The 14,759-nt window shown below is 50.1% G+C and carries 9 protein-coding genes; 3 read left to right on the forward strand and 6 right to left on the reverse strand.

The window, feature by feature from the left end:
• Positions 1-4: 4 nt before the first annotated feature.
• Together Q8L79_RS06300 and gspE are read right to left on the reverse strand one after the other, a co-directional pair.
• Positions 5-1,219 (reverse strand): type II secretion system F family protein, encoded by a 1,215-nt coding sequence (locus Q8L79_RS06300; RefSeq protein WP_305269123.1) that lies wholly within the window; start codon positions 1,217-1,219, stop codon positions 5-7.
• Entirely contained in the window at positions 1,219-2,952 is a 1,734-nt protein-coding gene (gene gspE / locus Q8L79_RS06305) for a type II secretion system ATPase GspE (RefSeq protein WP_305269126.1), read from the reverse strand. Before gspE ends, Q8L79_RS06300 begins: the two co-directional genes overlap by 1 nt.
• Positions 2,953-3,677: 725 nt before the next feature.
• Here gspE and Q8L79_RS06310 point away from each other — a divergent pair.
• Both Q8L79_RS06310 and Q8L79_RS06315 read left to right on the forward strand, forming a co-directional pair.
• A complete protein-coding gene (locus tag Q8L79_RS06310; protein ID WP_305269131.1) occupies positions 3,678-6,185 on the forward strand; it encodes an NAD-dependent epimerase/dehydratase family protein in 2,508 nt (835 codons plus the stop codon).
• Positions 6,186-6,839: 654 nt separating this feature from the next.
• Positions 6,840-7,175, forward strand: coding sequence for a phage holin family protein (locus Q8L79_RS06315; protein WP_305269133.1), 336 nt, complete (start codon positions 6,840-6,842; stop codon positions 7,173-7,175).
• A 373-nt stretch (positions 7,176-7,548) separates the two neighbouring features.
• On the opposite strand, the gene waaC is transcribed toward Q8L79_RS06315, so the two are convergent.
• The 4 genes from waaC to glnE form a co-directional block, all read right to left on the reverse strand.
• The gene (gene waaC, locus Q8L79_RS06320; RefSeq protein WP_305269136.1) at positions 7,549-8,598 is read right to left on the reverse strand and encodes a lipopolysaccharide heptosyltransferase I; all 1,050 of its coding nucleotides are present in this window, start codon (positions 8,596-8,598) and stop codon (positions 7,549-7,551) included.
• Positions 8,595-9,698, reverse strand: coding sequence for a lipopolysaccharide heptosyltransferase II (gene waaF / locus Q8L79_RS06325; RefSeq protein ID WP_305269139.1), 1,104 nt, complete (start codon positions 9,696-9,698; stop codon positions 8,595-8,597). The genes waaC and waaF overlap by 4 nt, the downstream gene beginning before the upstream one ends.
• Before the next feature lie 299 nt (positions 9,699-9,997).
• Positions 9,998-10,921 (reverse strand): branched-chain amino acid transaminase, encoded by a 924-nt coding sequence (locus Q8L79_RS06330; protein WP_305269149.1) that lies wholly within the window; start codon positions 10,919-10,921, stop codon positions 9,998-10,000.
• Positions 10,922-11,051: 130 nt separating this feature from the next.
• On the reverse strand, positions 11,052-13,928 hold the full coding sequence (gene glnE, locus Q8L79_RS06335) for a bifunctional [glutamate--ammonia ligase]-adenylyl-L-tyrosine phosphorylase/[glutamate--ammonia-ligase] adenylyltransferase (RefSeq protein WP_305269141.1): 2,877 nt from the start codon (positions 13,926-13,928) through the stop codon (positions 11,052-11,054).
• A gap of 176 nt (positions 13,929-14,104) precedes the next feature.
• Here glnE and Q8L79_RS06340 point away from each other — a divergent pair, with 176 nt between their 5' ends.
• Positions 14,105-14,572: a hypothetical protein gene (locus Q8L79_RS06340; RefSeq protein ID WP_305269143.1), complete on the forward strand. Its 468-nt coding sequence runs from the start codon at positions 14,105-14,107 to the stop codon at positions 14,570-14,572.
• Positions 14,573-14,759: the final 187 nt, after the last annotated feature.

The following is a 14,759-nucleotide window of genomic DNA, read 5'->3' on the forward strand; positions in this document are numbered from 1 at the left end:
TCGTTTAAAAAGCCAAATCGTTAACACTCAGAATAGCCAGCAGAATCGATACGATGATGCCCGCAATCATCAGTCCTAATGAAATTATCAACGCCGGTTCCAGCAACGCCAGCATGCGCTGTATCGCCACCCTAAGCTGCTTATCGTAAATAGTTGCCACTCGCAGCAGCATTTCTTCCAGACGTCCTGTCTCTTCACCCATTTTTATCATTTGCATGGCCATTTTGGGGAATATTCCTTTTTCCAGTAGCGCATCCGACATGTTTTTGCCCTGCCTTAACTGCTCTTCGGTATCCTGAATGGCCGCCGCCAAAACCAGGTTATCCACTGTTTCGCGGACAATCACCAGAGCCGCCAGTATCGAAACGCCATTACCCAATAAAGTGCCCAGCGTTCGGCTGATGTTGGCGGTCTCCTTGTTCAAAATAATCGTCCCGGCCAGAGGCAGTTTTAAAAAACGGGCGTCCCAGACCTTCTTTTTTACCGGATCGGCCATCTGGAGATTCATATAACCGGTGATGAATACAACACCCAAAATCAATACCCACCAATAGCTTTGCAGCCATTCGGCCAGTCCCACCACGATCTGCGTCGATACCGGCAGCGCCTTGCCCGCGCTTTCAAACATTTCGGAAAATTGCGGCACCACAAAAGTCAGCATCACAAACAAAGAGGCCAATGACATAACCAGCAAGATGGCCGGATAGATCAATGCGGTGCTGACCGTTTCTTTTAATTCCCGGGAGCGCTCCAGATATTCGGACAAACGCACTAATACTTCGCCCAAACTCCCCCCCGCCTCACCGGCGCGTATCATGTTCAGATAAAACTTGCTGAAAATGCCGGACTGCTTTTCCAGCGCATCGGCCAAGGTGGAGCCGCCTTTGACTTTATCCAGAACTCTGCCGATCAACCTGGTCACCCGTTCGTTGTCTTCGGTCAAGTCCATCAATACCAGCAAAGACTTATCCAAAGGCAAACCGGACTCCAGCAACGTTGCCAATTCGCCGGTGAACAAGGAAATATCTTTTTGCGATAGTCTGGACTGTTTTAAACCCAGCCTTAAGCCCAAAAACGACTTGGCGCTGGCCGGTATCACACGAATAGGGATATAGCCTTCCGTCTGCAAAGTTGCAATCAGCTGCCGATCGTTAACCGCGTCCCTGACGCCTTCTTCAGTCTCGCCCAGACTATTAATCGCTTTATACGCAAATAACATTATGTTTCCGACGTTACCCGCAACACTTCTTCCAGGGTTGTAATACCTTGCAGGGCTTTGACCAAGCCGTTTTCATACATCGTGGTCATGCCTTCTTCAATAGCGAGCCTCTGAATAGCCCCGGCTTCTTCATGCGCCATAATCAATTTACGGAGCGGATCGGTCATTTGCAGAAATTCAATGATCGCCAGCCGTCCACGGTAGCCCAAGCCCCCGCAAGACGCACAGCCGACCGGCTTGTACAAGACAATATCGCCTTCCGCGCCAGTTCCCGGCTGACTTGCGGTATATCCACCCTCCTTGGCGATATTCGAAGCAAACCGTCGTAACTTCATGCCCTCAATGATGTCCGAGGGAGGTGTATAGGGTTGCTTGCATTCAGGACACAGTTTTCTTACCAGACGTTGCGCCAATATGCCGTTGACGGTGGAAGTGAGCAGGTATTCTTCCAGCCCCATATCCAGCAACCGGGTGACACCGCCGGCCGCGTCGTTAGTATGCAGCGTCGATAACACCAAATGCCCGGTTAACGCCGATTGCACGGCGATTCTTGCGGTCTCCAGATCGCGCATCTCGCCGATCATAATCACGTCGGGATCTTGCCGCACGATAGAACGCAACGCCGAGGCAAAGGTCAGGCCTATTTGCGGCTTGGCCTGAATCTGGTTGACCCCTTCCATCTGGTATTCCACCGGGTCTTCAACGGTGATGATTTTTCGCTCGGACGTATTGAGCTGCTTTAGCGCGGCATACATCGTGGTCGATTTTCCGCTACCGGTCGGACCGGTAATCAGGATGATGCCGTGCGGCTGAGACAGTACCTCGATAAACTGCTGTAGATGCTTGCCGGAAAAGCCCAGCGCGGCAAAATCCAGCACCGTCGTTTCCTTGTCCAGCAAACGGATCACCACGCTTTCGCCGTACATCGTCGGTATCGTCGAAACCCGCAAATCCAGCTCTTTGCCCAACATTTGCACCTTGATGCGGCCGTCCTGAGGCAGGCGGCGCTCGGCGATGTTCAGCTTGGCCATGATCTTGATACGTGAAATCACTGCTGCCGTCGATTTGACCGACGGCGCATCAATATCTTTCAATACGCCATCGACGCGCAGCCTGACTTTCAGGGATTGTTCAAAAGGCTCAATGTGGATGTCCGAGGCTCGGGTTTCAATCGCCCGTTGCATGATCAAATTGACCATTTTGATCACCGGCGCTTCACTGGCCAAGTCTTTCAAATGCTCCAGATCTTCTTCGCGCAGATCATCGACGCTCAGATCGTCGGCCAGCTTGTCCGTTTGCGGGTGGCTTTCGCCATACTGCACTTCCAGCGCGGCATCAATCTCCGAAAGCAGACCGACTCTGGGGATAATGTTTTTTCCGGTCGCCAATTTTAACGCATCAATGACAAACCGGTCTTCCGGATCCATCAAGGCAACGGTAATGTTGTTGTTGTTATTCAAACCGATAACATGATAATTTTTTAAAAAGCGCAACGGCACGGTTTCCGGCAATTGCATTTCCAGCGGATATTGATCCGGCGCAACCTTTTCAAACCGGCCCGATTCAACAAAAGCATCGGCTACGTCCAGCTCCGAACACAGCCCGAGCTTAACCAGTAACTGCGGCACAGTTTCCGATACCGATGTTTTTTGCACGCGCTCAACTTTTTTTAATTCTGTGACGGAAAGTTTCTGCTTATCCTGCAAAACACTTAGCAACGATTCATATGCCATTATTCTGGAAAAGCCGGTAGGTATTGTATTAGTGTATAAAGAATAGAGTGTTAGCATTATCCAATCAATAGGCGTTACTACCTATCAAATGAACCTGCTATTTAGAGGAATACTCGATATTAAAATCTCAGGTATCTTTTAATTCCAAGTGATTCTCTTTGGGATTAAAGCTTTCTGTTTTTAGCTTGGACTGTCTTGTTGTGGAGCCAAAACCCTGTTTTTTGTTCATAACGACCATAAAAAATTTGCCTGCTCTGATGCCTTAGTCGAATAATATTTATATAGATTAATGATTAAGTCCGGCTTAAGCGCATTGTTGATACCAAAACGCGCCACCTGTCCCTGTCCCATCTTGCGTCTCTTATCCGAACGGATATTTCCAACTTTTCCGCGCATTACCGGGCCTGGTTTTGTGCCGTCTCCGGGAAAAAATCCGGTATTATCGTCAGGGTTATCATCGAATCCAAAGAACGACGTCAGGTTACATTACTGCAAAAGAAAAAGTAATCTGATCAATCTGCCCCCTTTTACCCTTCAAATAAACAAACACGTACGCTTGTTGAAATTGCCGCGCAGCCGGCAAGTAGACTTGACAAGCCATAATCAGAGGGCGTAAAAATCAAGCTCTCGCGTCATTACGCTCCGTTAGGGTAATGATCGTTTACTGGATACGTAGGTCACCCGATAATCCGGTGACTGTTCAAACAGTTAAGGAGAAAGCGATCATGAGTAAAAAAGACGACATCGTTTTGCGAAGAAACGAAGACCCGATAAAAGAAAAAACTGTCGGTGCCGCAAAAGACATCCTATTAATTACCGGCATCGGCGGCTTCCTCGGGCTTTCACTCAGCAAAGCACTGGCACAAGATTATTGTGTAGTCGGTTTAGATCGGGAATCCGATTGCGCAAAATATCCTGATTGCATTCCCTGCGATTTAACCTCGGACAGTTCGGTCGGAAAGGCCATGGACACGTTGCGAAAGCGCTTCGGCAAACGCTTCATCTCGGTCATACACTTGTCCGGTTATTATGATTTCACCGGCGAACCTAATCCGCTCTATGAAGAGGTCAATGTCAAAGGCACCCGCCGCCTGCTACAGGCTCTGCAAGACTTCGAGATCGAACAGTTCATTTATGCCAGCACCATGCTGGTTCACGCTCCCACCGAACCCGGCGTACCGATCACCGAAGATTGGCCGTTACAGCCCAAGTGGGCCTATCCGCAGTCAAAGCTTGAGACGGAGCACGTCGTCCAAAACGAGCATGGCGCCATCCACTATGTGCTGCCCCGCATCGCAGGCGTATACACGGATCATGTCCAGCCGCCCACACTGGCGCATCAGATACAGCGGATTTACGAACGCCAGTTTACCAGCCGTGTGTTCGCCGGCGATATCTCGCACGGGCAAGCGTTTATTCATATCGACGACCTGATTGACGCTGTCGTCTGTATCGTCCGGCGGCGTAATGAATTACCTGCTGAAACCCCATTGCTGCTGGGTGAACCATCGACGATGGGCTATGAAGCGCTGCAAAATGAACTTGGGTTTCTGATTCACGGCGAAACATGGGCAACGGAAACGCTGCCGAAAATGTTTGCCAAAGTCGGCGCTCATTTGCAAGAGCACATGGAGATTGTTATCCCGGATTCTATCGACAAAGGCGAAAAACCTTTTATCAAGCCGTTTATGGTTGACCTGGCTGATGATCATTATGAGCTGGATATATCCAGGGCTCGTCAGCTGCTGGATTGGGAACCGAAACATTCGCTACGCGACGCCCTGCCGTCGATTATCAAAGAGCTCAAAACCGACCCCTTGGGCTGGTATAAGCGCAATAGACTGACGCCGCCCGAATGGGTCGAAACCATGATCGCACAGACTGAGTCTGCCGATCATTTCATCGAAGCCTATAACCAATCGTTGCGCGATGAGCGGCGGCAAAATCTTTGGGCGCATTTTCTCAACATGAGCATGGGTACCTGGCTGATGACCAGTCCGCCCATTTTGGGTTATCAGGACCGGGCCATGATAATCAACGATCTGGCAAGCGGCGCCCTGGTGTTTCTGTTCGGAGCGCTGTCGCTGTCGCCGCGCATGGCCTGGGCGCGTATCGCTAACGCAGCGGTAGGGCTGTGGCTATTGTTCGCGCCCCTGGTGTTCTGGACGCCAAGCGCTTCGGCTTATCTGAACGATACTTTGGCAGGTTTCCTGGTGATCGGCTTCGCAATTCTGTCGCGCCCCATGCCCGGCATCGGCCTTGTGGCACGTATGGCCGGTCCCGACGTCCCGCCTGGCTGGGATTACTGCCCGTCGTCGTGGACCCAGCGCATACCGATCATCTTCCTGGCATTCATAGGGTTTTATATATCCCGCTATCTTGCTGCCTACCAATTGGGGCATATCGGAAACGTCTGGGATCCCTATTTCGGCGATGGCACTGAACGCATCATCACTTCCGATATATCAAAAGCATGGCCGGTTCCCGACGCCGGTCTCGGCGCTGTGACTTATGCACTGGAGATACTCACCGGCATTATAGGAGGCCGCGATCGCTGGCGCACCATGCCCTGGCTGGTGGTTCTGTTCGGCGTGATGATTGTGCCCTTGGGCATCGTCAGCATCTTCTTCATCATCATCCAGCCCATTCTGATCGGAACCTGGTGCACACTGTGCCTGATTGCTGCTGCGGCAATGCTCATCCAGATTCCTTACTCTGTCGATGAACTGGTTGCCACCGGCCAGTTTCTGGCGGAACGCCGACGCAAAGGCAAGTCGGTTATCCTGGCCTTCTTGCGCGGCGACACCATGGAAGGCGGTCGCAAAATGGAGGCTGAGAATTTTGAAAAGTCGCCTTGGACTGTGCTCAAGGACATGCTCGGCGGCGGCGTCAATGTTCCTTGGTCGTTGGTTTTAAGTATGGCCATCGGGGTTTGGTTAATGTGCACCCGGCTGATTTTCGCTACCCAAGGCGAGCAGGCAAACAGCGATCATTTGATCGGTGCTCTGGTCATTACGGTTGCTATTACCGCGCTGGCGGAATCCGCCCGCCCTGCACGCTTTATCAATATACTGTTGGCTATTCCTCTAATGACCGCTCCCTGGATGCTCGACGGCGGCAGCCTTGGCGCCGATTGGGCTGGCCTCGTGGCAGGTTTGCTGCTAATTCTCTTGAGCATACCTCGCGGCAAGATCGAGAACCGCTACGGGGACTGGAGCCGGTATCTGGTTTAAGCGGGGGCTTCGGCGATTGTTTCAGTAATTCAGGGATAATCGTCGGTGCAGGGAATTTTAATCTTTACCCCGCATGAGACTGGCAAGCGAATCCGGTCATGAGGTATCCCCACAAATTTCCCAAGCTCGTCGTTCCGGCAGGGATGCCGGAATCCAGTGCCATGGATGGTATAACTTTGGTGACTTTCCAGGTGCTTAATAAAAGCGAGTGGTATTTTAAAGTTTCACATCCTTGTGACTGGATACTGGCATCCCTGCCAGCATGACGACTTTTCGGCTATGTTGTATAAATTGAATGCGCAAAATATCAAAAACCGATTGTTTTATAAACTTATTTTATGGGGATACCTCAGAATCCGGTCTATATGAAATGCCGGGCATAAAAAATCATGCCCGATTTACCCGGCTGGCAACAGCCTCTCATAGTAAGGCCGCTTGCTGCGGCACACTGTTATGCTGCTCCTGCATAAGCCATAGGACATGGTAAAAGCTTCCGCTCCACCCTTAATACCTACATTCATGTAGGCAATGCAGATATTGACAACGCCATGGATGGCGGGGAATAGAATAATGCAGGAGCAAATACTTTCGATGCAACCGTAGCAGCGAATCTACGCTACGCCTTACCACTTTAAAACCTGATTGGAGGTATGTATGTTCTCGTTCTTTGCACATCTAATTTTATCAGCAGGCATGTTGCTGCTCATGGCCCATTTCGTCCGCGGCGTTCAGGTGGAGGGCTGGGGGGCCGCGCTCATTGGCGCGGTGGTTCTCGGTTTCGTGAATGCCGTCGTCCGACCGGTCATGGTTTTTCTTACCTTGCCACTCACGGTTATCAGCTTCGGGCTCTTTCTGCTGGTGATCAACGCGCTCATGCTTTGGTTGATGGCGGCACTGGTTCCGGGCATCCGTGTTCAAGGATTTTGGCCCGCATTGATGGGAAGCCTGGTACTCACGTTACTCAATCTTGCCGTTGAACTTTTCACATAGCTCCTTAGACCGGGCAACAGTTTTTCGTTGCCCGACGTTCCGGCGCTTGGCAATCGGATAGGGTGATAAATGTCGAGTATAAGCAGCATGCCTGACCGACTGAGTGGACTATGTTTTTTGTCATGCGCATGATTCAGAGCGTTTATAAACATCACTCGGGCTGTTACCCCAAGTCAGGAGCTTTCCAGCCCGGCCGTTTCCTTTTACCGGCCGAGAGCCGGAGCTTCAACACAAGGCGCGTAGCGGAGCGATCGGATTTTACTTTTAAATTTATTACACATTCAAACGCCTACATTTTAAATTAAGCGTGATAAGTAAAATAATTTATAAGAGATTTCTGGCGTAGCGCGATTGCCCTGAAGTTCTTCTTTATTCATGTCGACAACAAAGACCTCGCCTGCTCAATAATCGCCTGTTCATCAATATCCTTAATCGAATAATCCTGCTTGTTGAGTTTATATGGATTAACGATTGAAGCGGACTTAATCACCTTGTTGATGTCGGTCTGGTAAACCCGGCTGACCGGCGTCGGGCCGAAGATGGTGATTGACGGCCTGTTTAATCCCCAGGCCATGTGGGTCGGGCCGGTATCGTTGCCGATCAGTAGATCGGCCTTGGCTATCAACGCTTTAAGGCTGTTCAAATCCAGTTTGGGCATGACTTTGATCCGCTCGGATTGCGTCGCCATCCACTCTGCGGCGACTTTTTCCTGCTCGCTGCCCCAGATGACCAGGCAGTTTTGCTGCAAGGCCTCTGCTATTTTGACAAACTTGGCGGCCGGATAATTGCGGCTGTCCCAGGTTGAACCGATCACCAGCACAATATTGCTCCGGTCTTTTGACAGGAAATCGTATATGTGCGGGTCTTCGTTGTTAAAAAACAAAAACGGCTGTTTGTTAAGGATGTGCTCTGTGGTGATGTTAATGCCTAAAGGGCTGGACAATATCAACGCATTTCTGTCGATGGTGTTGGCATCGTATGCGCAGGCCACTTTGACATCGTAAAACCATGATGCGGCTTTTTCCCTGATCGAATCGGCATCGAATCCGGCGATGCGTGTTCCTCGCCGCGCCGGTTCCCGACTGGCTTGCGGCATGCACACCCTCCATGGCGATACCAGTTTGGCGGTGACCGCCGATTTAATCAGCCCCTGGGCATCAATCACCAGGTCATAGTTATTGCTTGCATGGCTGCGTATCTTTTTAAGCTGCGCAACTATACCGGCCTTGTTGGTTTTCAAGGCTTTCAGGTTAACCGTCAGAATGTTATCGATGTCGGGATTGTTTTTTAAAACTTCGGAGAAGCGTTCTTCAACGATCCAGTCGATCTGAATTTCCGGGGAATGCGCCTTGATAAACTGCAACGCAACCATCGCATGAACGATGTCTCCCAGAGCCGAGAGTTTTACGATCGCAATTTTCACTTACGCCCTGACTGGGTAACTGTTATATATTCAAGCACTTGATCCGGCGTGATACCGGTCAGGCAATGGCTATGCCCTAAGGGGCATTCGCGCTTGAAGCAGGGCGCGCAATCGAGGTTCAACGAGATAATCCGGGCCTTGTCGTTCAGCGGCGGCGTAAAGCCCGGATCCGATGAGCCGTAAATGGCGATGATTTTTTTGTCCAACGCGGCGGCGACATGCATCAGGCCGGAATCGTTGCTCACTACGGTATTAGCCAGCGACATCAAATCGACCGCCTCGGCCAATGAGGTTCTGCCGGTAAAGTCGGTACAAAATCCTGAGGCTTCTCTGTTGATTTGTGCGGCGTCGGCTTTATCCTTATCGGAGCCGAACAGCCAAACCTGCCAGCCCTGGTCGATTTTATGCCGGGCGACTTCGGCGTAATACTCGATCGGCCAGCGCTTTGCCGGGCCGTACTCGGCACCGGGGCATAAGGCCAGGATTTTTATCGCCATGGATGGTGTGTATGCCGTAAGTCTGTCGGGAGCAGACTCGGCGGCTGATGGTGTTAATTTGAATTTATCGATGACTGCCTGTTGCCGGTCTTTGCTGATCGTTAGCGCAGGCTTTGGGCATACCGGCGGCAGAGCTGCATCAACTGGCAGACCCAACGCGACGAAACGCTGCACAGTCATGGTCAGCAGGCTTTTATCCAGCTTTCTGGCATCGTTAAGCAGTCCCCAGCGGCATTCGCCGATATACCCGGTACGGACGGGAATATTGGCGAAGAAAGGAGGTAATGCCGACTTCCATGAGTTCGGCAGCAGGATGGCTTGGTCGTAGCTTTCCGAACGCAGGCTCAAGCCCAGTTTGATGCGCTCCATCAGGCCAAGCTTACCGCGCGGTAATGGCATGGCGATAGCTTTGGTCACTTCGGGCATTCTTTCCAGCAGGGATAATGTCCATGACGGAGCCAGTACGTCAATCCGGCAATTCGGGTGGGTATTTTTCAAGGCGATAAACAGGCTTTGCGCCATCACCATATCGCCGACCCAGGAGGGACCGACGACTAAGATTTTTTTTGTGCCGTTGGGGGCATTTGTATTTACGCTAGTCATTTCGCCGTCATTCCGGCAGGTATTAAAAACAGATCAAAGAGTGTCTTCATGTAGCTAAAAACGGTTAGCGAAATCTGAAGTTACCATCCATGGCAACTGGATCCCGGCACAAATCTGTCTGGAACAGATTTGCATTAACTCGAAGGACGTCAGGCAGGATAGCCTGACGTGATTCCCTGCCGAGATGACGCGTTGTTGAAATACCGACGCCTTGCTTTTTCACCACGAAGATCACGAAGAAAGAAACATAAAACTTCGTGATCTTCGTGTCTTCGTGGTTAAATTTTTTAATCCAATTATTAGGCGACGTAAGTCAACCAATCGGCATGATCGTCTCTGCGTCCATGCACATAGTCGAAATACAACGATTGCAGTTGCTCGGTGATCGGCCCACGACTGCCGGAACCGATTTCGCGATTATCCAGTTCCCTGATCGGCGTCACTTCGGCCGCAGAACCGGTAAAGAACGCTTCATCGGCAACGTAAATCTCATCGCGGGTAATGCGTTTTTCAATCACTTCATAGCCCTGCTCTCTGGCAACGGTCATGACCGTATCGCGGGTAATGCCTTCCAATGCGGAAGTGGTTTCGGGCGTGTAAATTTTACCGTTACGCACGATAAACAGGTTTTCGGCGCTGCCTTCCGCCGCGAAGCCTTCATGATCCAGCATCAATGCTTCATCGTAGCCATTGGCGCGCGCTTCTTGTAACGCCAAAATGGAATTGATGTAATTGCCGTTGGCTTTGGCTTTGCACATGGTGCTGTTGTGATGGTTGCGGGTATAAGATGACGTGCGGATACGGATGCCCTGCTCTATACTTTCCGCGCCCAAATACGCGCCCCACGACCATGCGGCAACCATGACATGCACTTTCAGGTTATCGGCTCTCAAGCCCATGCCTTCAGAGCCTAAAAAACACATGCTGCGGATATAGGCGCTGTCCAGGTTGTTCTTGGCGACCGCATCGCGCTGAACTTGATTCAGCTCGTCTTTGCCGTAAGGCATTTTCATATTCATGATATGCGCGGAACGGAACAGGCGATCGGTATGATCCTGCATCTTGAAAATCGCCGTGCCTTTTTCGGCGTGATAGGCTCTGATGCCTTCAAATACACCCAGACCATAGTGCAAGGTATGCGTCAACACATGGACTTTAGCTTCGCGCCACTCAACCCATTGCCCATCCAGCCAAATAACGCCGTCTCTATCGTCCATTGTCATCATTTATTCTCCAACATTAATGTTTATTTAATAGGTAATTTGAATTAGTGCGTAGGATGTGCCGAGGCGCGAAGCGCATCGTTCGCGAGTGATGCGCTGCACTAAGCCGCCTGCTTTTGGTTAGCACATCCTACTCCATGTAATCATGCCAAATCTGTTCGACTTTGGCGCTCATTTCTGCGGCCTCGGCCTCATCTATAACAGCCTTATCCCCTTGTAAAACCAGCTTGTGACCGACATCCCGATAGCCGCAGTAGGCGGATTTAAGTGTTTCCGCATCGGTTTTGGATATAAATCCCTGCTGTTGCAGGCCTTCAAGCAGTCTTACATTATCGGTGTAAGTCGTTAACGCTACATTAAAAGCGGCCTGATCTAAAACGCCAAATTGTACTATAAACTCAATATCAGCAATACCGCCTTTGCTTTGTTTTAGATCAAACTTGTCTTTATCTTTGGTAGCCAAGGCCTCGCGCATTTTTTCGCGCATCTCGCGGACTTCTTTTTTCAAGCTTTCGGTATCTCTGGGCAAGCTCAAAATCCGGCTGCGTATAGCCTCATACTGTACTTTCAGCTGCGGATCACCGGCGATAAACCGGCCTCTGACCAATGCCTGTAGTTCCCAGGTCCAAGCCTGGTTTTTCAGGTAATCCTCATAAGCGTTAATATGACTGACCAACAGGCCGGAGTCGCCGTTTGGGCGCAAGCGCATATCCACTTCGTAGAGTATGCCGGACAACATCTTGGTATCGAGAATATGCCTGACTTTCAGCCCTAACCGACCGTAAAACTGGGAGCAGGAAATCGGCTTTGCTCCGCTCGTCATCACATTGCCATCCTTGCAATCATACAAAAACACCAGATCCAGGTCGGAGCCGTAACCCAGCTCGATACCGCCCAGTTTACCGAAGCCTATAATCGCAAAGCCTATGGAAGTATTGTCGGTATCCGGTGGCAAGCCATGTTTGTCGGTCAACATAAGCCACGCGCGTTCAACAACATGGCCGACGATGCTTTCGGCGATATAGGTCAGATAGTCGCTGACCACCATGATCGGAATTACGCCCATAATATCGGCAGCGGCCACTCTTAACACATTCAATTGTTTAAACTGACGCAACACAACCATCATCTGCTCAAGATCCTGCACCTCGACTTGAGCCAGCAAAACCTTAAGTTGTTCGTCAAGGTCGGCTTTTTTGAGCGGCTCGTACAGGGAGCGGGTATCCAGCAGTTCGTCGAATAACACCGGAGACAGCGATAAATAATCGCAAATCCACGGGCTGGCCGATGACAGTCTAATCAATTGAAGCAAGGCGCCGGGGTTTTCAGACAATAACGATAAATACACATTTCGACCCACTACCGCCTCAAACAAGCCGAGTATCCGCGTCAAGGTTTCATCCGGGTTATCGACCTGCTGCATGGCCTCTATAAGCTGCGGCATTAACCGGTCAAGCACGCCCGCGCCTTTGGCCGTTAGTCTTTTAACCGCTATGGAATTTTTAAAATTTTTTATCGCGGCAAGCATTGCGGCGGTGTCTTGAATGCCGCACTCTTTTAAATGCCCCATCAACTCCGAGTCGTCGGCCACGCAAGCCCAAATTATTCCCGTTCGTGGCGAACCTGTCGAACCATCCTGTTTTGATAGCGAAAAAACCTGATCGAAAACTCCATGCACCTGCGTTCTTACCTGATCCAGGTCCTGTTTAAAACTCACCCAGTCCGCATAGCCCAGTGAATACGCCAATATCTGTTGCGTTGACGAGTCTTTCGGCAAATCGTGGGTTTGCTGGTCTTGATATTGCTGGATATGATTTTCCACCCGTCGCAGAAAGCAGTATGACTGTTTTAATTGCTCGGTATCTTTTTGCGCCAGCAGCTCCCGCTCACCCAACAGTTGTAAAACATCCAGAATGGGGCGGGTTTGCAAAGCTTTGTCGTTGCCCCCGCGTATCAGTTGAAATGCCTGTCCGATAAACTCGATTTCGCGTATGCCGCCCGGCCCAAGCTTGATATTTTCCATGCGGTCTTTGCGCCGCAATTCCTGGGTGATCTGCGCCTTTAACGAGCGCAATTCCTCAAACGCCCCGTAATCGAGATAACGCCGATAGACAAAAGGCCTGAATAGTGCCATCAGTTGCGCGCCGGTTTTAAAGTCGCCCGCAACCTGACGTACCTTGATCATCGCATAACGCTCCCATTCCCGAGCCTGGGTCTGGTAATAGTTTTCCATGCCGTCGAAAGTCATGATGATAGGGCCGCTATCGCCATAAGGCCGTAAACGTATATCGGTGCGAAACACAAAACCGTCTACGGTGATCTCATCCAGGACCTTTACCAGATTGCGACATAGCCTGGTGAAAAATTCGCTATAAGTGGTTTCTTTCCTGTCCTGCAACACGCCGTCTTGTGCGTAAGCAAAAATCAGGTCGATGTCGGACGAATAATTCAATTCATAAGCGCCCAGCTTGCCCATGCCCAGCACCACAATCTGCTGCGGACTGCCGTCGGATAATAACGGCGTACCGCGCAGCTCACAGGCTTGTTGATAAAGAAAGTCCAGCGCGTATTGAATGCAGGCGTCAGCCAGATGCGATAAATCAGCCAGCGTTTCCGATAATTCGGCCCACCCAGCCAAATCCCGCCAGGCTATCCTGACCATTTCCCTGCCCCGGAAGTGGCGCAGTTTTGTCATTAACTCGGCTTGCGTCTCAACCGGCGTGTGCGCTAATTTTTCGGTATAACTATTTTCATTATAAATTGCCGATAAATCACCGGAATTGACCAGATCAACCAACAGCTCGGGCTTGCGGGTACAGCTTTCGGCAACAAACAGGCTGGAACACCAGACCTTGACGATAGCCTTACTAAACTCCGGCGTTTGCGTGATATTGAGCTTAAGCTCCGCAAGCCGTTCATCCCATTTTGTCAGTGAAGCAATTACCGTTGCTCTTAGCTCATCTGGCAGCGCTGCAAATTCGGATTCGATATTTTTAATAAAAGACATGGGTGAAAGTCATGAATGAAAAGGCCTCATGATAACGAAAACAGACGCGCAACGAGTAGCGCTATTTGTAAACATCTTGATATGAACGACGAAGATGAGTAGAACGAGTCTTAATAAAATGATAAAGTTCGATTAACCTTACTATTAAATTCTGAAACTATTTACGATTTAAACTTATGAAAACGCCTAACTTTACCAAGAATTTCTTTTTTGCCGCCCTGACCAGTATGGTTATCGCACTAGCGGTTACCGGCTGTTCGGATGATGAACAAAAAACCGCCGTGGCGAAACCGGCAGCCGCCAACGTTGTACATAATCCATTCGATCACTCCCACGATGGCGAAGTAACCGATATACAAAAGCACAAGTTTGAGCATGATTTCGCCAGCCAATGCGTAGACAGGGAATTGAAAAATTCGACCAATAAAGAATTCGATAAAGTGCGCTACGCCACGCCGTGCATGTGCATAGCCAAATTTTTAATGAAGGACTTGACCGCCGAGGAAGCCGAGAAATTTATCGGTGAGCATAAAAATGCCCAATCTTTAGTCATCAAGTATGAAAATGCGGCTTACCATTGCCTGCAACAAAATGCCCATCCTAAAGGTCCGGATTTTTCCAGAGCACCGCAGCAGGCTAACTGATTGACCGTAGATACTCTCTTAAACCACAAGCCCAATTTTGCAAGAAATCATAAAATTTTATGATTTTGCTTCAACAGGAAACGTGTAAAAACGAGTCCCGTCAAATTCTGTTTTAGCTTTCAGCATGCCATGGATGGCGTGTAAAAGCTTGCGCATTACCGCGCATACAGCCTGTATCTTCTTTAAA

Origin of the sequence: Methylobacter sp. (assembly GCF_030680395.1) — a bacterium.
Lineage (GTDB): Bacteria > Pseudomonadota > Gammaproteobacteria > Methylococcales > Methylomonadaceae > Methylobacter_A.